This window comes from Nocardia barduliensis (assembly GCF_013315795.1).
GTDB classification, from domain to species: domain Bacteria; phylum Actinomycetota; class Actinomycetes; order Mycobacteriales; family Mycobacteriaceae; genus Nocardia; species Nocardia barduliensis.
This window is the reverse complement of sequence record NZ_JABLTE010000132.1, coordinates 1-17722: the sequence shown is the minus strand read 5'-3', so window position 1 is coordinate 17722 and position 17722 is coordinate 1. Positions and strand designations below refer to the sequence as shown.

The 17722-nt window shown below is 70.5% G+C and carries 17 protein-coding genes, 1 tRNA gene and 1 pseudogene; 8 read left to right on the top strand and 11 right to left on the bottom strand.

Features of this window, described 5'->3' with window-relative positions; genetic code table 11:
- The 3 genes and pseudogenes from HOV91_RS34170 to HOV91_RS34160 all read right to left on the bottom strand — a co-directional run.
- Nucleotides 1–124 (bottom strand): annotated as a pseudogene (locus tag HOV91_RS34170) (acetyl-CoA C-acyltransferase); the annotation flags it as partial.
- A 45-nt stretch (nucleotides 125–169) separates the two neighbouring features.
- Nucleotides 170–1021 carry an SGNH/GDSL hydrolase family protein gene (locus tag HOV91_RS34165; RefSeq protein ID WP_174189399.1) on the bottom strand — a complete coding sequence of 284 codons (852 nt, stop codon included), beginning with the start codon at nucleotides 1019–1021 and terminating at the stop codon, nucleotides 170–172.
- A 130-nt stretch (nucleotides 1022–1151) separates the two neighbouring features.
- Nucleotides 1152–1613: a hypothetical protein gene (locus HOV91_RS34160; RefSeq protein ID WP_174189397.1), complete on the bottom strand. Its 462-nt coding sequence runs from the start codon at nucleotides 1611–1613 to the stop codon at nucleotides 1152–1154.
- 102 nt (nucleotides 1614–1715) lie between these two features.
- On the opposite strand from HOV91_RS34160, the gene HOV91_RS34155 reads away from it, so the two are divergent.
- Complete coding sequence (locus tag HOV91_RS34155; protein ID WP_174189396.1) at nucleotides 1716–3104, top strand: cystathionine beta-synthase; 1389 nt, start codon at nucleotides 1716–1718, stop codon at nucleotides 3102–3104.
- A gap of 13 nt (nucleotides 3105–3117) precedes the next feature.
- On the opposite strand, the gene HOV91_RS34150 is transcribed toward HOV91_RS34155, so the two are convergent.
- Together HOV91_RS34150 and HOV91_RS34145 are read right to left on the bottom strand one after the other, a co-directional pair.
- Nucleotides 3118–3597 (bottom strand): DUF4254 domain-containing protein, encoded by a 480-nt coding sequence (locus tag HOV91_RS34150; protein ID WP_174189395.1) that lies wholly within the window; start codon nucleotides 3595–3597, stop codon nucleotides 3118–3120.
- A 297-nt stretch (nucleotides 3598–3894) separates the two neighbouring features.
- Complete coding sequence (locus HOV91_RS34145) at nucleotides 3895–5514, bottom strand: HD domain-containing phosphohydrolase (protein ID WP_174189394.1); 1620 nt, start codon at nucleotides 5512–5514, stop codon at nucleotides 3895–3897.
- Nucleotides 5515–5797: 283 nt separating this feature from the next.
- Here HOV91_RS34145 and HOV91_RS34140 point away from each other — a divergent pair, with 283 nt between their 5' ends.
- Nucleotides 5798–6760, top strand: a complete 963-nt coding sequence (locus HOV91_RS34140) for a mechanosensitive ion channel family protein (protein ID WP_174189393.1) — start codon at nucleotides 5798–5800, stop codon at nucleotides 6758–6760.
- Nucleotides 6761–6907: 147 nt separating this feature from the next.
- On the opposite strand, the gene HOV91_RS34135 is transcribed toward HOV91_RS34140, so the two are convergent.
- On the bottom strand, nucleotides 6908–8083 hold the full coding sequence (locus HOV91_RS34135; protein WP_174189392.1) for an acyl-CoA dehydrogenase family protein: 1176 nt from the start codon (nucleotides 8081–8083) through the stop codon (nucleotides 6908–6910).
- Nucleotides 8084–8313: 230 nt separating this feature from the next.
- Between HOV91_RS34135 and HOV91_RS34130 the strand changes: the two genes are divergently transcribed.
- A complete protein-coding gene (locus HOV91_RS34130) occupies nucleotides 8314–9456 on the top strand; it encodes a cystathionine gamma-synthase (RefSeq protein ID WP_174189391.1) in 1143 nt (380 codons plus the stop codon).
- Between the two features lie 97 nt (nucleotides 9457–9553).
- On the opposite strand, the gene greA is transcribed toward HOV91_RS34130, so the two are convergent.
- Both greA and HOV91_RS34120 read right to left on the bottom strand, forming a co-directional pair.
- Complete coding sequence (gene greA, locus HOV91_RS34125; protein ID WP_043731660.1) at nucleotides 9554–10048, bottom strand: transcription elongation factor GreA; 495 nt, start codon at nucleotides 10046–10048, stop codon at nucleotides 9554–9556.
- A gap of 297 nt (nucleotides 10049–10345) precedes the next feature.
- Nucleotides 10346–10816 carry a DUF4307 domain-containing protein gene (locus tag HOV91_RS34120; RefSeq protein WP_174189390.1) on the bottom strand — a complete coding sequence of 157 codons (471 nt, stop codon included), beginning with the start codon at nucleotides 10814–10816 and terminating at the stop codon, nucleotides 10346–10348.
- A gap of 102 nt (nucleotides 10817–10918) precedes the next feature.
- On the opposite strand from HOV91_RS34120, the gene mca reads away from it, so the two are divergent.
- From mca to HOV91_RS34105, 3 genes are all read left to right on the top strand, one after another.
- Nucleotides 10919–11803, top strand: coding sequence for a mycothiol conjugate amidase Mca (mca, locus tag HOV91_RS34115; RefSeq protein WP_312884879.1), 885 nt, complete (start codon nucleotides 10919–10921; stop codon nucleotides 11801–11803).
- The gene (locus HOV91_RS34110; RefSeq protein ID WP_174189389.1) at nucleotides 11800–12075 is read left to right on the top strand and encodes a hypothetical protein; all 276 of its coding nucleotides are present in this window, start codon (nucleotides 11800–11802) and stop codon (nucleotides 12073–12075) included. Before mca ends, HOV91_RS34110 begins: the two co-directional genes overlap by 4 nt.
- A 160-nt stretch (nucleotides 12076–12235) precedes the next feature.
- Nucleotides 12236–13546 carry an FAD-binding oxidoreductase gene (locus HOV91_RS34105; protein ID WP_174189388.1) on the top strand — a complete coding sequence of 437 codons (1311 nt, stop codon included), beginning with the start codon at nucleotides 12236–12238 and terminating at the stop codon, nucleotides 13544–13546.
- Between the two features lie 63 nt (nucleotides 13547–13609).
- Here HOV91_RS34105 and HOV91_RS34100 read toward each other — a convergent pair whose 3' ends face one another.
- Nucleotides 13610–15214: a TROVE domain-containing protein gene (locus tag HOV91_RS34100; protein WP_174189387.1), complete on the bottom strand. Its 1605-nt coding sequence runs from the start codon at nucleotides 15212–15214 to the stop codon at nucleotides 13610–13612.
- Between the two features lie 584 nt (nucleotides 15215–15798).
- Nucleotides 15799–15867: transfer RNA gene (locus HOV91_RS34095), tRNA-OTHER, on the bottom strand.
- 176 nt (nucleotides 15868–16043) lie between these two features.
- Here HOV91_RS34095 and HOV91_RS34090 point away from each other — a divergent pair.
- Nucleotides 16044–16622, top strand: coding sequence for a TIGR03086 family metal-binding protein (locus tag HOV91_RS34090; RefSeq protein WP_174189386.1), 579 nt, complete (start codon nucleotides 16044–16046; stop codon nucleotides 16620–16622).
- Nucleotides 16623–16987: 365 nt separating this feature from the next.
- On the opposite strand, the gene HOV91_RS34085 is transcribed toward HOV91_RS34090, so the two are convergent.
- Nucleotides 16988–17551, bottom strand: coding sequence for a GyrI-like domain-containing protein (locus HOV91_RS34085; protein WP_174189385.1), 564 nt, complete (start codon nucleotides 17549–17551; stop codon nucleotides 16988–16990).
- A gap of 91 nt (nucleotides 17552–17642) precedes the next feature.
- Here HOV91_RS34085 and HOV91_RS41290 point away from each other — a divergent pair.
- Nucleotides 17643–17722: DUF255 domain-containing protein (locus HOV91_RS41290; protein ID WP_438822718.1), on the top strand; the 80-nt coding region annotated here is incomplete at its 3' end.

Sequence of the window (17722 nt, the reverse complement as noted above, 5' to 3'; positions counted from 1 at the left end):
CCTTGTCGAGCGCTGCCCGCACGATCTGCGTGGTCAGATCGTCGGGCCGCAGGTTGACCAGCGAACCCTTGCGGGCCCGGCCGATCGGGGAGCGTGCGGTCGAAACGATGACGGCCTCAGGCATGAGGACTCCTTGGGTCGGACGGTTCTGACGAACCCTTTGTCGAGGTTACTCACGGGTTCGTACCGAATCTACGTCCCGCCGTGGAGTACCGGAAGCGGGTGTCTCGCCCAGTGCCCCGAGCAGTACCGGCAGCAATTGCGCAGCGGCCAGTTCGTAGCCCACCGCCGACGGGTGGAAGCCGTCGGCGGCGAAAAGCAGTTCGGGCGCGGCGCGGAATTCGGGGGCGAGCAGGTAGCCCATCCGCACCGGATGCCCGCCCGCGACCGTCGTCGCCACGTGCTGCGCCCTGGCCAGCCGCGCGCTCCAGTTGTGCACCACGGTGCGCAGCGGCTGCGGGATGGCCGTGACAGTGCCCAGATTGGGGCAGGTGCCGACCACCACCACCGCGTCGGCGCGGCGCAACCGGGCGACCGCGGCGGCGAGCCTGCGCGCGGAGGCGCGGATCGAATGCTTCTTGGTGACGTCGTTGGCGCCGATGAGGATGACCGCGGCGTCCGGCGGCGGACCCGCGACGAACATCGCGTCCACCTGACCGGCCAAGCCTTTGGACGTGGCGCCGGAGATCGCTTTGGTGCTCAGCCGGATCCGCTGCCCGGTCGCTTCGGCGAGGCCGCGGGCCAGGCGGACGCCCGGCACCTCGTCGGGCACCAGGCAGCCGACGCCCGCCGCGGTGGAGTCGCCGAAGATCATCAGGTGCAGGTCGGCGTGCTTCCCGGTGCGCCACGGCTCGGGCGAGACACACCCGGGAGCGTAGATGCCGTCGGCTTCCGGCGGCTTGGAGGTGTCCCGGCCGATCACCCCGCGCGCGACGCCCGCCTGTGCCACGAGCAGGCGATAGGCCGCCCACCATGCGGTGCCGGCGCCCGAACCGGCCAGCACGGCCGCTGCGCCGGTCATCGTCGCCGTTCGCCAGCCGAAACGAGGTGCGCTCACGTCAGAAATTTTACGAAATCCGACCGAAACGGCCAGTGACCGGCAAAGGACCCACGGCCCTGCCCGCTGTGCGCGGGTAGCGGACCAGCCGACGTCAGGCCGGGACCACGAAGGTGCCGCGGGCGGGCACGCTCGCCGCGTCGGTGGAGATGGTGACCTCGACGAGGCCGGGCCCGGTGTCCTGGAACAGCGCGTACTGGATGCTGCCGTAGATGCCGGTGACCACGACGTTGTCGTAGCTGCCGGTCGCGCCGGTGGTGACGTTGCGCCAGGCCACCGTGGTGCGGACCTCGCACAGCGGCGCCAGCGGGTAGGCGCCGGGCCCGATGCCGCTCACGGGGAGCGCGCGAACGTTGAGAATGGCGCGACCGGGCCATTCCGGGCTCGTGTCGGCCCAGGTGCGGATGCTGGTCCAGCACAGACCACCGCGCGCCAGCGTGGGCACCTGCGGAAACTCCACCGTCGCCGCTTCCGCTCGCGCGCCTGGTCCGGCCACTAGAGCCAGCGCCGTTGCGGCCAGAAACGTTGCGGCGCGGGCGATCTTCGGCTGCCTCATGGCAGCGATCCTAAGGCCGCCCGCGCCGGTTCGCCGGTAGTCCGGGCCCGCTGCGCGCGGCGTGCGCGAACTCACAGTTAGTGCGTCTGCAACGATGGGTCCATGCGCATCGCGGATCATGTCGTGGATCTCATCGGCAACACGCCGCTGGTCCGGTTGAACTCGGTCGTGGGACCGAACGCGGGGCTGGTCGCGGCCAAGATCGAATACCTGAACCCCGGCGGCAGCTCCAAGGACCGGATCGCGGTGAAGATGATCGACGCCGCCGAGCAGTCCGGGAAGCTGCGGCCCGGCGGCACCATCGTCGAGCCCACCTCCGGCAACACCGGCGTCGGCCTGGCCCTGGTGGCGCAGCAGCGCGGCTACCAGTGCGTGTTCGTCTGCCCCGATAAGGTCAGCGAGGACAAGCGCAACGTGCTGCGCGCCTACGGCGCCGAGGTGGTGGTCTGCCCGACCGCCGTCCCGCCGGACCACCCGGACAGCTACTACAGCGTCTCCGACCGGCTGGTCCGCGAGATCGACGGCGCGTGGAAGCCCGACCAGTACTCCAACCCCGGCGGCCCGGACAGCCACTACGAGACCACCGGCCCGGAGATCTGGCGCGACACCGACGGCAAGGTCACCCACTTCGTTGCGGGCGTCGGCACCGGCGGCACCATCACCGGCACCGGCCGCTACCTCAAGGAGGTCTCCGGCGGGAAGGTCCGGATCATCGGCGCCGACCCGGAGGGTTCGGTGTACTCCGGCGGCACCGGGCGGCCGTACCTGGTCGAGGGCGTCGGCGAGGACTTCTGGCCCTCCGCCTACGACCCCGCCGTGCCGGACGAGATCATCGCGGTCTCCGACGCGGATTCCTTCGACATGACCCGCAGGCTGGCCCGGGAGGAGGGCCTGCTGGTGGGCGGTTCCTGCGGCATGGCGGTCGTCGCGGCCGTCGAGGTGGCGCGGCGCGATCCGGACGCGGTGGTCGTGGTGCTGCTGCCCGACGGCGGCCGCGGGTACCTGTCGAAGATCTTCAACGACGAGTGGATGAGCTCCTACGGCTTCCTGCGCGAACGGCTGGACGGCACGGCCGAACCGCTGGTCGGCGACGTGCTGCGCGGCAAGTCCGGCGCGTTGCCCGACCTGGTGCACACCCACCCGTCGGAGACGCTGCGCGACGCGATCGAGATCCTGCGCGAGTACGGCGTGTCCCAGATGCCCGTGGTCGGCGCCGAGCCGCCGGTCATGGCGGGCGAGGTCGCGGGCAGCGTCTCCGAACGCGATCTGCTGTCGGCGGTCTTCGAGGGACGCGCCCACCTGACCGATTCGGTGGCCCAGCACATGAGCCCCTCGTTCCCGCTGATCGGTTCGGGCGAGCCCATCTCCGCCGCCACGAAGGCCCTCTCGGACACCGACGCGCTCATGGTCGTCGAGGACGGCAAGCCCGTCGGTGTGATCACCCGCCACGATCTGCTCGGCTTCCTCAGCACGGGCACCCTCGGGAAGTAGGCACGGCGGCGCGCTAGGCGGGTCTCCTGCCGCGCACCGTCGCGCGTACGCCGCCGGTGATCAGATCGGTCCATTCGTCGGCCAGCAGGGCCAGCCGGTACCAGGCGGCGTGCACCCGGGCGTCGGACACCTTCTCCGCGGTGTGCAGCAGGTGGCTGGCGTGGACGTGGGCGGCGGCCATGCGGTCGACCGTGGCGCCGAGCGATTCGGCGCGCAGGTGATCGGTCGAACGCCTGCTCGGCATTTGGCCGACCACCCACGCGTCGATGGTCGCCACCAGTTCGGCTCGGCGGCAATCTATTCCGGCGGCGGCCAGCGGATCGCAGTGGCGCTGCCGGTGCAGCGCGGCCAGTGTCCTGGCCCAGGCGACCAGCGGGTGGTCTTCGTCCGAATCGCTCGGGTGGCCGCCGAAAGCGGCGACCAGTTCGCGCTGATCCGGCAGCGGGCGGGTGACGCCGTGCGAGCGCCGCGGCAGATGGTCACGCACGAACATGGCCGGCTCCCAGTGCATTCGGAACCGACCGGAGTGCGCTGCGGTCGATCGAGAACGTGTGCATCGTGCACCTCCGATGGAATGGTGGTGGAGGCATCGCCCCAATGCCCGTGTCCTCCTCTATCATCCGCGCTCGCCCTGGCCTGAGGGTGACACCCACGTGGCACCTGAATGACAAGAGGTAACAATCCTCTACCGCTTCCCGCCCCGATCCTGTGAGATCCGCCGCGCGCATCGCCTGGCACATCGTCGCTCGGTCACGCGGTGTGCCAGAACCTATTCGGGGTGTGCGGGCGATCAGCCGGGAAGAAGCTGATGGGACATGGCGAAGACGGCCGCGCCCGCGCGGGTGCGCTGGCCGGTCTTGTCGCGCAGTTCGGTGAGGTGGTGGGTTACGGTGCGTTCGGGTAGAAGCAGCTCGGCGGCGATCTCACGGCCACTGCGGCCACGGGCGGTCAGGCGCAGGACGTCGACCTCGACGTCGGAGAGGCCGTGGCCGGTGCGGCAGGCGCGGTCCTCGGCGGCCGCGATCACGGCGGCGCAGGCGTCACCGTCGAGACGGCCCGCGGTGACTTCGGCGCCCAGGCGGGCCGCGGCTTCCGCGGGGCGGGCGGCGGGACGATAGGGCCGCGCTTCGGTGCAGGCCGCGAAGACGTCCGCGGCCGCGAGCAGCCGGGAGCCGGGTGAAGCGTCCTGCTTGCCCCGGGGATAGCCGCTGCCGTCGAGCCGCTCGTGGTGGCCTGCCGCGAGTTCGGCCAGATCGGCCAGCCCGGGGCAGCGGCGCAGGATGCGTTCGGTCCAATAGCTGTGCAGCCGGACGCGGCGCCAGTCCGCGGGGCCGAGCGGCCCACCGCGATCCCAGACCGCGCTGGATACCGCCGCACGGCCGAGGTCGTGCAGCAGGGCGGCGGCGCGCAGTGCCGCCCGCTCGTCGGCGGGCACGCCCATCCGGGGCGCCGCGGCCGCGGCGAGCCCGGCGACGTGCGCCGAATGTCCGAGCAGGTAGCGGCCTTTCAGGTCGACGATCATGGCCAGCGCAAGGCCGGGGCGGTCGAGTTCGTCGGCGGGAAGCGAGGCAGGCGCGCCCGGTTCCGCGGCCAGGACGGCGGCGAGCAGGTCGGGCGCCTCGAGCACCGCTCGGATGAGGGCGGCGTCACAGACGGCGACCAGGTCGGGATCGAGGTGCCCGCCTGCTCGTCGCCGCAACTCGGCCAAGACGAGGTCCAGCCGCCGCGCGACGGCGACCAGGGCGGGACCGGTCCGGTCCGGTTCGGCGGCCGGGTCCGCCGGATACCCGTTGCCGCCGGCCGGGGCGAACCCGTTCCCGGTCGCGGGACCCGCGTCGAGCGCGAGCACCGCCTGCTCGGCCACGTGCAGAATCCGGCCTGGGAGTGAAATCTCTTCCGCACGTAGTCGATTCGGGGCACCCAGGCCGTCCCAGCGTTCCTCCACCTCGGTCAGCGCGCGAACCGCGGCGTCCGCGAGGCCAAGGCGCGACCCGAACGTCCGGACCATCTCGCACGACGAGCGCAGGGCTTGCGGGGCGTCCGCGGGCAGCTGCGCCACGAACCGATTGCGCAGTGCCGATTGGGCCGCGGGTGACCAACTGCCGAACCGGCGCAGTTGCTCGGTGAAGACGCCGGGATCGCCCGGATCGAGCACGTGGCACGCGCGCTGGAAGGCGATGTCGTCGGCGTAGGACTCGGCGTTCTCCGAGGCTCGGCTGGTACACCCGATCGCGCCGAGCAGGGCCGCCTGGAAGACCGCGCGGCGCTCGGCGTCCGGCAGTCCGATCCGCTCGGCCAGGCCGGTGGCGAGCAGGCAGGTGGCCAGCCCCTTCTCGAACGGCATCCCGGTGGCGAGATCGGTGGTGAGCGACAGCGCCGCGAGCACTTCGGTGACGCGGATCGACGACATACACCGACAGTAATGTCCGCGCGCGGGTCGTGCAGTCCCAATTCTGTTCTCGGGGACCGCAATCCGAGCCCTGTGCGGCATGCGGGGAGTTAGCCCGCGTGCGACCGGCAGGAGATTTCGGGTGCGGCGCCCAGCGGAGCGAATCCGAGGTTACTTCCGGCTTCGAGTCAATATGGCAAATTGCTCGCTAATACGGGCTGCGCGGGCGGCGTGGGAGGTATAACCAGGCGGGACGCCATCGTGGCAAACACTCGTACCGCCGACAGATAGCGAAGGGAAGGCAATGCGCACCTCCGGTCTGGCTATCGATTATCACCAGGGGCTGTCCGACGCGTGGAGTTCCGTGGCGACGTTCGTGCCCGAGCTGGCCGGGTTCCTCGTCATCCTGTTCATCGGCTGGCTGGTCGCGAAAGCGGCCGCCGCGATCATCGGCAAGGTGCTGCGGCGGATCGGCTTCGACCGTCTCGAGCGCGGCGGCATCCGGCAGCTGCTGGCGCGCACTCGATACGACGCGGGTGAAGTGCTGGCGAGGTTGGCGTACTACGCGATCCTGTTGATCGCGCTGCAACTCGGCTTCGGGATGTTCGGCCCCAACCCGGTGAGCGACACGATCACCGGCGTGGTCGCCTGGCTGCCCAGGGCGGGCGTCGCGATCGTCATCGTGGTGGTCGCGGGCGCGGTGGCCCACGCGGCGCGCGACATGGTGGGCAGCCTGCTCGGCGGGCTGTCCTACGGCGCGACGGTGGGCCGGTTCGCGGCGGTGTTCGTCTGGGGCATCGGCATCGTGGCCGCGCTCGACCAGATCGGCGTGGCCACCGTGGTGACGCTGCCGATCCTCGTCGCCGTGCTGGCCACCGTCGGCGGCATCCTGGTGGTCGGCGTCGGCGGCGGCATGATCCGGCCGATGCAGCAGCGCTGGGAGAACTGGTTCACCGGTCTGGAGGAGCAGCTGCCCGCGGTCCGGGGACACGCGGCGGCCTACCAGCGCGGCCGCGCGGACGCCGCGCGGGAGCGACTGTGGATGGATCAGCAAGCGGCGCGGGGGCAGCAGTGGGAAGACCGGCCCGGTCCGGACGAGGATTGGCGGTGGGACCGGCCGGTCGGCGGCGACGAGAGCGGGTCGTGGCACAGTGGTCCGGCCCAGCCAGTGGGAACCGCGGGGTGTGCGGTTCCAGGGGCGGCACCGGGGAGGCGGAGGGAAGTCGGTCCATCCGGGGTCGGGCGATTACTCCGACTACTTCGATGAGGACGATCTCCGCTAACGCCTCGCAAGGATTGCGACGGTGCCATTTCTGCGGGCAGGGCAATTGTTCAGTCTCCGCTGACATTGATTTCTATCGCCCACGGTTGGTGCTGCGGTCGGCTGCCTGCGAATCATGCGGGGGAACGGTTTTCAGCGGAAGGCGTTCGCATCCGTCAGGGCCCGGCCGAGCACCAGCTGGTGCACCTCGGCGGTGCCTTCGTAGGTGAGCACCGACTCCAAATTGTTCGCATGACGAAGCACCGGGTAGTCGAGCGTGATGCCGTTGGCCCCGAGAATGGTGCGGCATTCGCGGGCGATGGCGATGGCCTCGCGCGTGCTGTTCAGCTTGCCCGCGCTCACCTGTTCCGGGGTGACCTCGCCGCGGTCCTTCAGCCGCGCGATGTGCAGCGCGAGCAGCTGGCCTTTGCCGAACTCCAGCGCCATATCGGCCAGTTTGGCCTGGGTGAGCTGGTAGGCGGCCAGCGGCTTGTCGAACACCTCGCGGGTCCTGGCGTACTCGATGGTGGTCGCCAGGCACTCGCGGGCCGCGCCCAGCGCGCCGAAGACGATGCCGAAGCGCGCCTCGCTCAGGCAGGCCAGCGGCGCGGCCAGTCCGCGCGACCCGGGCAGCACCGCGTCGGCGGGCAGGCGGACGTCGTCGAAATCCAGCTCCGCGGTGACCGACGCGCGCAGCGACAGTTTGCGGCGCATTTCCCGCGCCGTGAACCCGGGCGTGCCCGTGGGCACCAGGAACCCGCGGATCACCTGCTTGCCCTCGTCCTCGGTCTGCGCCCAGACCACCGCGACATCGCTCACCGAACCGTTGGTGATCCACATCTTGGCGCCGTTGAGCACCCAATCGGCGCCGTCGCGCTTGGCGCGGGTGCGCATGCCGCCCGGGTTCGAGCCGAAGTCGGGCTCGGTCAGCCCGAAGCAGCCGAGCGCCCGGCCCGCGGCCAGCTCCGGCAACCACTGCCGCTTCTGTTCCTCCGAGCCGTATTTGTGGATCGCGGTCATCGCCAGCGAACCCTGGACCGAGACCATGCTGCGCACGCCGGAGTCGACCGCCTCCAGCTCCTGGCAGGCCAGGCCGTAGGTGGTCGCCGACATGCCCGCGCAGCCGTATCCCTCCAGATGCATGCCGAGCAGGCCGAGCTCGCCGAGTTCCGGGGCGATCTCGCGGGCCGGGAAGGTGCCCGCCTCGAACCACTCCGCGATGTGCGGACGCAGCCGCTGGGCCGCGAAGCTCGCGACGGTGTCGCGGATCTCGCGCTCGTCCTCGGACAGCAGCGCGTCGGTGGCGAAGAGTTCTTCCACGGTGACCATGGACTCAGCGTAAACGGGGACGGATGCGAGGAGACCGAACTCACGTCGGCCGTCTTGGTCGCAAGATTTCCGGCACAGACGGAATGCGCGCGTAAATTCGATCGCATCGAAGGGCGAAAGGGCGCCGTGCCGACGCCGTTGCGGAGGTTTGCCCGATTTGCCCGCGCTCACGGTCGCGATATGCAAGACCGGGAAGTTGCCTGGGAATCGCCGCGATTAGGCTGGCCCTCATGAGCGAGCTGGGATTCTCCACACGGGCCGTGCACGCCGGGTACGAACCCGATCCGCAGACCGGCGCGGTGAATGTGCCCATCTACGCGAGTTCGACGTTCGCCCAGGACGGCGTGGGCGGGTTGCGCGGCGGATTCGAATACGCCCGCACCGGCAACCCGACGCGGTCGGTGCTGGAGGCGAACCTCGCCGCGCTGGAATCGGGCCGCTACGGCCGGGCGTTCGCGTCCGGCATGGCCGCGACCGACTGTGCGCTGCGCGCCACGCTGCGTCCGGGTGATCACATCGTGATCCCCGACGACGCCTACGGCGGCACCTTCCGGCTGATCGACAAGGTGTTCAGTCAGTGGGGTATCGAGCATTCCCCCGCGCACGTGTTCAACGTGGACGAGATGCGCGCCGCGATCCGGCCGAACACCAAGCTGGTGTGGATCGAGACCCCGACCAACCCGCTGCTGAGCATCGGCGACATCCCCGCGCTGGCCGAGGTCGCGCACGCCGCGGGCGCGAAATTGGTGGTGGACAACACCTTCGCGACCCCGTATCTGCAGCAGCCCCTCCTGCTGGGCGCCGACATCGTGGTGCACTCGACCACCAAGTACCTGGGCGGACACTCCGACGTCATCGGCGGCGCGCTGATCACCGACGATCCGGAACTCGACGCGGCGTTCGCGTTCCTGCAGAACGGCGCGGGCGCGGTGCCCGGCCCGTTCGACGCCTTCCTCACGCTGCGCGGCATCAAGACTCTCGCGTTGCGGATGGACCGGCACTGCGACAACGCCGAGACGCTGGCCGAGTTCCTGTCCGGGCACCCGGCGATCTCGCAGGTGATCTACCCCGGCCTGCCGGAGCACCCGGGCCATGCCGTCGCGGGCAAGCAGATGCGGCGCTACGGCGGGATGATCTCGGTGCGCCTGCACGGCGACGTCGAGGCGGCCCGCAAGTTCTGCTCGCGGACCGAGGTGTTCACCCTCGCCGAGTCGCTGGGCGGCATCGAGTCGCTGATCGAGCATCCGGCCGCGATGACGCACGCCTCCACGGAGGGCTCCGAGCTGGAGGTGCCCGCGGATCTGGTGCGGCTTTCGGTCGGAATCGAGGATGTCAGCGACCTGCTCGCGGACATCGAGCAGGCATTGAGCTAGGTTCACGGACATGAGGAAGCGGCCGCACCCGATGTTCGGGCGCGGCCGCTCGTGTCCGCGGGGGTCTCGGCCGGGCGCGCTGCCGCGGCCGAGAGCGTCAGCTGTGGTAGGGCTCGGCGCTGATCAGCGTGACCTTCATCGTATTGCCGTTGGGCAGCGTGTACTCCCGGGTCTCGCCCACCTTGGCGTCGATGAGCGCGCCACCGAGCGGGGAGTTCGGCGAGTAGGTCTCCAACTTGGAGTCGTTGAGACCCTCCTCGCGCGTGGCGATCAGGAAGGTCTCGGTGTCCGTCTCGTCGCCGTCGTAGTAGACCTTGACGACCGATCCGGGAAGCGCGACGCCGGATTTGGTGGGCGCGACCCCGACCTTGGCGTTGTTCAGCAGCTCCTGCAGCTGGCGAATGCGCGCCTCCTGCTGGCCCTGCTCCTCGCGGGCGGCGTGGTACCCGCCGTTCTCCTTGAGGTCGCCCTCTTCCCGGCGTTCGTTGATCTCGGCGGCGATGACCGGACGGTTGGCGATGAGCGCGTCGAGTTCGCTCTTGAGCCTGTCGTGCGACTCCGGGGTCAGCCAGGTCACTTGCGTCTCAGTCATCTCGATCACTCCCTAGTAGTTGTTCCCGGCGGGCCGGGATTCCCTGAGCACTGGCATGCGCCCACCCGGGAGCGGGCACGCACCAGTCGACGGCTAGAGCGATCCTGGGAAGTTCATCGAACCCCGACAGGCCCTGGTCTCGGGCAAGCTCGCTAGCCCGAACCGTCAGCGCTGGCCGCCAATGCAGCAAACACGGCTCCGAGCCCCGGAACCGTGTATCACGCCATTTTAGCATGATTCACAAATGTGCAGGTCGGAGTTGATTTCGTGGGCAGGTCGCCGGTGGATGCGCGGAAATCAGCCAGCCCGTAGATAGCCGGGCACCTGATCGCTGCACGCGTAGACACTGCCCGAGGCGGGCCGCGCGGACGAGCGCACGACGGTGGTCAGCTCCACCGTCCCGCTGCCCGACGGTTCGACCAGTACCTCACGGCGGCCGAGTTCGGAGCCGTCGCGGGCCATGGCGCGGACGAAACACACCACCGGCCGCCGCGGGTCGGCCCGGGTGACCTTGAGCCGGATGGTCATGGTGGAGTCGTCCACCACGACATACCCGAGCTGCTCGGCCTCGATCTCGTCCGGCCCGTATTTCTGGTAGCCGAGATAGGCGACGCCGAGCCCGGCGAGCACCACGACCGCGCTGAGCGCGGGCGCCACCCACCGGCGCCGTCGCTGCGGCCGGGTGCCGTAGCGGTCGGCCAGGGAGCCGCTCGGGGACGCCGCCGCGGCGTTCGCTTCACCGCCGGCGTCCGGCGCGGGCTGGCTCATGCTGGTCGCTCCCGGGGGGTACGTCGGAACAAAAGTGGGTCGAATGGAACTATAGGTAACGAAGCCCCGACACCCGCGACCGAGAGCGACGGAGAACGAGACGTGAGTGGCCTTCGCCTCATGGCGGTGCACGCCCACCCAGACGACGAATCCAGCAAGGGTGCCGCGACGACCGCCCGCTACGCCGACGAAGGACACGACGTCCTGGTGGTGACGCTGACCGGCGGAGAGCGCGGAAGCATCCTCAACCCGGCCATGGACACCCCCGGCGTCCTGGAGCGCATCCACGAGATCCGCCGCGAGGAGATGGCCGCCGCGGCCCGCGCGCTCGGCGTGCGTCAGCACTGGCTCGGATTCGTCGACTCGGGCCTGCCCGAGGGTGACCCGCTGCCGCCGCTGCCCGAGGGCTGCTTCGCGCTGGTTCCGCTGGAGGAGGCCACCGAGGCCCTGGTGCGCGTGGTGCGCGAGTTCAAGCCGCACGTGATCACCACTTACGACGAGACCGGCGGCTACCCGCACCCCGACCACATCCGCTGCCACGAGGTGTCGATGGCGGCGTTCGAGGCGGCGGGCGATCCCGAGCGCTTCCCCGACGCGGGCGAGCCGTGGACGCCGCTCAAGCTGTACTACGACCACGGCTTCAGCATGCGGCGGATGGAGGCGTTCGCCGCGGAGTACGAGCGTCTCGGCGAACCGTTCCCGATGCAGGAGTGGTTGGACCGGATGCGCAAGTACACCGCCGAGCGCGGTGACCTGTTCGCCCGGATCACCACCCAGATCGAGTGCGCGAAGTACTTCCCGCAGCGTGACGACGCCCTGCGCGCCCACGCGACGCAGATCGACCCCAACGGCGCGTTCTTCGCCGTTCCGCTGGAGATGCAGCAGCGGTTGTGGCCGACCGAGGAGTTCGAGCTGGCCAAGACCAGGGTGCGCACCGAACTGCCGGAGACCGACCTGTTCGCGGGCATCGAGGACGAGCGGTCGTGACGCTGGTCCTGCTCGCCCAGACGCCTGGCACGCCGACCGGCCCCGAGTTCGGCAAGGCGTCGCCGCTGGGGCTGGCCATCGTGCTGCTCCTGCTGGCGGGCACCTTCCTGCTGATCCGGTCGATGAACAAGCACATCAAGGGCCTGCCCGCGACCTTCGAGCCCGAGCACCCCGAGCCGGACCAGGAGGCCGACGAGGGGACCGAGCACGGCATCACCCGGCGGGACGAGTCGAAGGGCGCCGACCCCGAAGGCCGCGCCGAGTCGAGCTGACCGGCGCATCACCCCTGCTGACCTGCTTGTTGTTACCTTTCCGCACTCTCTTCCGTCAATGAGGTAGTCGCGGCGCGAACCACGGCCCGCCCCCGGGCGGCCGGTATCCGAGTTCGTCGCTCGCGTCTGCTTCCGAAGGCTGAGAGTCAGGAACTGAGCGATGACATTCGACGAATTGCGGACCGCCCTGCCCGGCCGCGTGCTGGTGGCCGGTGACGAGGGCTTCGAGAGCGCGGCACGGCCGTGGACGACGACGGTGACCCAGCCGGTGGCCGCCGTGGTGCGGGCCGGGGACGCCCACGACGTCGCGACGGTGGTCCGGTACGCGGGCCGGGCGGGCGTGCCGGTGGTCACCCAGCCGACCGGACACGGCGCGGCGGGCGGCGTGCCGGAGGCGATCCTGCTGCGCACCGGTCGGTTGGACGGCATCGAGATCGACGCCCAGCGGCGCGTGGCGCGCGTGGGGGCGGGCGTGTCGTGGGGCCGGGTGCAGGCTGCCGCGGCCAGGCACGGGTTGACCGGCCTGGCGGGGAGCAACCCGGTCGTCGGCGTGACCGGCTACACCCTCGGCGGCGGCATGAGCTGGTTCGGCCGCAAGCACGGCTGGGCCAGTGACGCCGTGCGCGCGTTCGAGGTGGTGGACGCCGACGGCGCGCGGCGCCGGGTCACGGCCGAGGACGACCCGGACCTGTTCTGGGCGCTGCGCGGGGGCGGCGGTGACTTCGCCGTGGTCACCGGGCTCGAGTTCACGCTGTTCCCCGCACCGGAGCTGTTCGGCGGCCGCGTGCTGTGGCCGCAAGCGCGTGCCCGCGAGGTGTTCGACGTCTTCCAAGAGATCGCCGCCGCGGCACCGGAGGAGCTGACGGTGTGGTTCCAGCGTTTGCAGATCCCGGACGCGCCGCCGATGGTCGGGGTGGACGCGGTGTATCTCGGCGATCCGGATCGCGGCCGGTCGCTGCTCGCGGCGCTCGACGCCATCGGGAATCCGATCCTGGACAAGCGGGGCGTCTTCGGGCCCGCGGACATCGGCGGCGTCACCGGCGAACCCACCGACCCGAGTCCGGCGCTGTCGCGTTCCGAGCAGCTGACCGAACTCGGCGATGCGGTGCTGAAGACGCTGGTCGAGGAACCGGTCGCCCCGCTGGCCAACATCCAGATCCGGCAGCTCGGCGGCGCGCTGGCCGAAGCCCGGCCGGACGCGGGCGCACGCGGCCCGATCACCGAGCCCTACCTGCTCTACTGCCTCGGTCTCGGGCTGCCGCATCTCGCCGACGCGGTGCGGGCCCGGCGCACCGCCGTCGTCGGGGCGGTGAGCGGGCAGATCAGCGGTCGCAAGCCGTACACCTTCCTCACACCGGAGGAAACCGCCGCCGCGGCGTTCGATTCCGCGACGCTGGCCCGCCTGCGCGAGATCAAGCGAGCGCGGGACCCGCACGGCGTCATCCGGGCCAACTATCCGGTACTCGGGTAGTCGCCCGAGGCGCGATCGACGGCCGCGGGGCCGGGACCGGCGTCGGTCTCGGCCCCGCGGCTGTCAGAAGGGCCAGTCGGCGTCGCGGCCCGCCTCCAGCAGCGGGATCATCCGGAACGCGGCGTCGGTCAGGCCGCCGAAGGTGTGCCGGTACGGGGTGCCGCTCGGGGCGTGCCCATAGCGGTATCCCGCCAGGTTCCAGGTGTAGAGCGGTACCCGGCGGGGCACCGCCCGGCCGACGTCGCCGTCGTGCGCCTGCTCGTCGGTCAGGATGACGACCCGGTCGTGTCCCGCGTAGTGCTCGCGCACCGCGCCGACCGTGTCGGTTCCCCAGCCGAGGAAGTAGCCCTCCTCGCGCCACCGCCGCACCGCGCCGAGCACCGGCTCGGCGCGCCGCTGCGGGAACACCACGCTGGCGGGCCGAGCACGGCCGCGCCAGGTGCCGCCGAGACTGGAGTACGACACCACGTCCGCCTGCGCGCAGCGCCGGGCGAGCGCGAGGCCGAACAGCGCGGCGGCGTCCCAGCGCGCCAGCGAGCCGTCCTTGGCGAACCCGGCCTGCATCGAGCCCGAGGTGTCCACCAGCACCAGCGTCCGTCCCGGCAGCGCGGGCACGGCGGCCAGCGAATGACCGAGCGCCTGCTCGAGCGCGTGGCCCCAGCGCAGCGAGGGCGCGGCCCGGTACGCCGACAGGAACCGCATCGGCAGCTGACGCGAGCGGGCCACCTGCGCCGGATCGGCCAGTTCGGCGGCCACGTCCGCGGCAACGGCGTCGCTCACCCCGGCCTGGTCGAAGTTGCGCAGGTTGCGCAACTTGGCCATGTAGCCCATGGCGGGGATCAGCGCCTCCCACACCGCCGCGTCCATCGGACCCTGCAGCCAGCCGGCCACCGCCTCCCAGGTCATGCCCGCCGAGCGCAGGGTGGATCGGGCCCGCTCCGGGTCGTCGAACAGCGCGCGGCGCTGCTGGACCGGGCGGGCCATCAGCTCCGCGCGGGCCGTCAGCACGGTCAGCGCCGCGTCCGGCTCGGTCGCGCGTCCGTACCGCCGGTCCAGCGCGTGGGCGAACAGCGCGCCCTGCCACGGACGGTCGGGCGCGGGCGTGGGGTGGGTCAGCTGCAGCACGTCGGCGAACCGGAAGGCCCGCGCGGCGCTGTCCCACTTGAGCAGGGCTCGCTCGTCGTACAACCGGCGCACCGCGTCGGCGACGCCGCGCTTGACCGGCTGGGGCAGGGCGCGCCCGTGCACCGCGGTCCAGTAGGCGAGCAGTTCCCCCGGCTCGTCGGCGCGCTGCAGCACCGAGTCGACCACCTGCCGCGACATCCCCGCCGCGCCCGCGTCCGACCGCGCCTTGGCGAACTCGGCGGCGCCAACGATCGCGGCGCTGCGCATGTTCGCCTCGGCGCGCAGCCAGCGCAGGAAGCGGGCCGTCCACTCGGGAGTGGCGATCGTCGCCGCGCGTACCAGCTCGGCATAGCGATCGTCGCGCTGACCGGCGGACTCGTAAAAGGTGTGCTCGCCGACCATGTTCGTGACGGCCAGCAGGAACAGCTCGCTCTGTGGCGTGCGGGCGTATCCCGCGCCGCCCTCGAAGGTGCGGCCGGTCGGGCTGGTCTCGCTGGTGATCGGTGCGGTCGCGCCGGGGCGCGCGAGGTTGAACTTGCTCATGGATTCCCCAGTTGTGTGTCGGGGACAGCCGCGTCGTCCGGCCCGAGATCGAAATCCGTTGCGGGAAGTACCGGTCGATGCAGGCGTGGTGCTGCCTGCTCGCGGAAGTAGCCGTGTCGGTCGCACCGGGCCGGTGCGTTGCGATGCCCCCCGAGATCGATATTCGCCTGCGGCATTCCCAAAGGGTTGTGGTCGAGAAGTAGCCGCCTGCTTCGCACCGGGAGGTGCGATGGAATTGTGGCGCACCCGGAGTGACTCCCGGGTGCACGAAAACGGTAGCGCTATGAATACCGTTGCCGCATCTCATTTTTGGCGGCGGACCGGTTGCGAAGGCGTCCGAGGAATATGTGGCGACGGCTTGCTCGCCATATCGAGCGGCCGAATCATGTCGGCGGGAGTTGAACCCGAAGTAACCGCTGCCCGCGCACCGGACGCGCATCGTGCTTCGTTATTCCGGATGGCGACCACCGAAACGCGGTGAACGTATCGGAGTATCGGCCGCGTGCCCGAACCACGTTGTAGCGCGCCCGAGATCGAAGTCGGCGACGGTACGTACCGCTCTGCCATTGAGCTACCGGACCCTGTGGTCCGGGCGGGACTCGAACCCGCAACCTGTCCATTAGGAGTGGAAGTATCCGTTGCCTGCGCACCGGGCGCACCGTCGACTGTAGCGAGCGCGCCGGTCCGGCGCATCGCATTTATTTATTCGCGGTCGACCGGAAGCACACCGCTGGCAACTGTTTCCACGCACGATGGTGTTCGCATTGCCGCGCGCCCGTCGGTGTCCTGTGTTACCAATTCAGCCAAACCGCTCGACCGAAGGAAGCTCATGGACAACATGATCGGACAGATCGACCGCGCACTGGACGCGACCGGAGCGATCGTCGCCGCCGTGGGGGGAGCGGGTCTGGCCGCGCCGACGCCGTGCCGGGACTGGGACGTGCGCGAGGTCCTCAATCACACCGTGGGCGGCATGCACGTCTTCGCGGCGGCGCTGAGCGGCACCGACGCGGGCGCCGAGTACGAATCCGACTGGCTCGGCGGCGATCCGCAGGGCGCGTACGCCGCGGCGGCGGAGGTAGACCGCGCCGCCTGGCATCGGCCCGGCGCGCTGGAGGGCACGGTGGGCATCTCGCTCGGGGATCTGCCCGGTCCAGCGGCGGCGCTGGTGCATCTGACCGAGGTTCTTGTTCACGGCGTCGATATCGCGGTGGCCATCGACCGGCCGGATCTGGCCGACGACGAACTCTGTGGCGAACTGCTCGCCACCATGCGGGAAATGGGCGGCATCGAGTCTTTCCGCGCGCCGGGCATTTTCGGACCCGAGGTAGTGGTGGCCGAGGACGAACCGGCGCACCGTCGGCTGTTGGCATATGTGGGGCGCGAGGTGCTGGCCCGGACGCCATAGTCGGCGGTGCGACAGGGGCTTGCGAACTCCTGCCGATTGCGAGGCTTTACCCAAGCTGTGCCGCGCCGGTCAGAATCACATCGGCGGCCGGTGTGGAATTACCTTGGAGGCGGCCGAGCAAATCGGCCGCCCCCACGGCGCGTGCGGCGCCCGAGGTCCGGGCGGCGACGGAATACCGGCTCGAGCGAATCGAGCCCGACGGGTCCGGAGACCCTGCCTTGGATAGCTCTGCCGATTGAGCTACCGGATCACCGCGATCCGGACGGGACTCGAACCCGCAACCCATCCATTGAATACGGAAGTAGCCGTTGCCTGCGCACCGGGCGCGGATAAGACGTTATCCGTTCGGATGCGAAGGGCGCGAATCATTTTCCATTCGTCCGGCGTACCGGCTGGCGCAGGATGGTCCTGCGCTTCTCGTCCGGCGTCCGGCGCGGATCGGAGAGATAGATCTCGTGATGGCGGCCGCTGTACTGCCATCCCTCGGCCGCCATGACGGCCTCCATGCGCGTCAGGGTCTCCGGTTCGGTCGCGTACGGGCCCCGGTGCAGCGCCTGAACGGCGTCGCCCTCGTGGAGCCGCTCGAAGGTCGCGCCGGTGACCATCTCGGCGGTCACCACCTCCGGCACGCGGATCAGCAGCTTCCATCGCCACTGTTCGCGTGGCACCGTCAGCGGTGGCGCGTCGGAGTCGACCCACCACAGGCCCTCCAATTTCGGCACGACGAAGTCCTGCCCGGCCGCCTTCGCCGCCTTCTTCGCCCCGTATGCGGCGCGGTAGAGCGTTTGCACGGCGGTGGCGAAGACCGGGCCGTCGGGGTCTCCGGCACCCTCGACCGTGACGTAGTCGTACGGCGGGAACGTCTTGATCACCGGCTGCGCGCTCGCTCCGTAGTAGTGCTCGTCCGCTCGGACCAGATCGATCTTCATGCCGCGACCCTGCGGTCTCCCGCCACCGGAGAGTCAAGTCCACCGGCCCGTGCTGCCCACGCGGGGCCGGGATGAGCCGTACGGTGGAGCCATGAACCGGCTCGGAAAGGCGACGTCCCCGTATCTGCGCCAGCATGCGGACAACCCGGTGCACTGGCGGGAATGGGATGC

Bases quoted from the DNA above. Each gene is read 5' to 3' on its own strand.
- HOV91_RS34145 (WP_174189394.1), bottom strand. From the start codon at position 5,514: ATGTCGTCGATCCGCGTCACCGAAGTGCTCGCGGCGCTGTCGCTCACC.
- HOV91_RS34130 (WP_174189391.1), top strand. From the start codon at position 8,314: ATGAGCGAGCTGGGATTCTCCACACGGGCCGTGCACGCCGGGTACGAA.
- HOV91_RS34120 (WP_174189390.1), bottom strand. From the start codon at position 10,816: ATGAGCCAGCCCGCGCCGGACGCCGGCGGTGAAGCGAACGCCGCGGCG.
- greA (WP_043731660.1), bottom strand. From the start codon at position 10,048: ATGACTGAGACGCAAGTGACCTGGCTGACCCCGGAGTCGCACGACAGG.
- HOV91_RS34100 (WP_174189387.1), bottom strand. From the start codon at position 15,214: ATGAGCAAGTTCAACCTCGCGCGCCCCGGCGCGACCGCACCGATCACC.
- HOV91_RS34135 (WP_174189392.1), bottom strand. From the start codon at position 8,083: ATGGTCACCGTGGAAGAACTCTTCGCCACCGACGCGCTGCTGTCCGAG.
- HOV91_RS34140 (WP_174189393.1), top strand. From the start codon at position 5,798: ATGCGCACCTCCGGTCTGGCTATCGATTATCACCAGGGGCTGTCCGAC.
- HOV91_RS34085 (WP_174189385.1), bottom strand. From the start codon at position 17,551: ATGAAGATCGATCTGGTCCGAGCGGACGAGCACTACTACGGAGCGAGC.
- HOV91_RS34155 (WP_174189396.1), top strand. From the start codon at position 1,716: ATGCGCATCGCGGATCATGTCGTGGATCTCATCGGCAACACGCCGCTG.
- HOV91_RS34165 (WP_174189399.1), bottom strand. From the start codon at position 1,021: ATGACCGGCGCAGCGGCCGTGCTGGCCGGTTCGGGCGCCGGCACCGCA.
- HOV91_RS34105 (WP_174189388.1), top strand. From the start codon at position 12,236: ATGACATTCGACGAATTGCGGACCGCCCTGCCCGGCCGCGTGCTGGTG.
- HOV91_RS34160 (WP_174189397.1), bottom strand. From the start codon at position 1,613: ATGAGGCAGCCGAAGATCGCCCGCGCCGCAACGTTTCTGGCCGCAACG.
- HOV91_RS34150 (WP_174189395.1), bottom strand. From the start codon at position 3,597: ATGTTCGTGCGTGACCATCTGCCGCGGCGCTCGCACGGCGTCACCCGC.
- HOV91_RS34090 (WP_174189386.1), top strand. From the start codon at position 16,044: ATGGACAACATGATCGGACAGATCGACCGCGCACTGGACGCGACCGGA.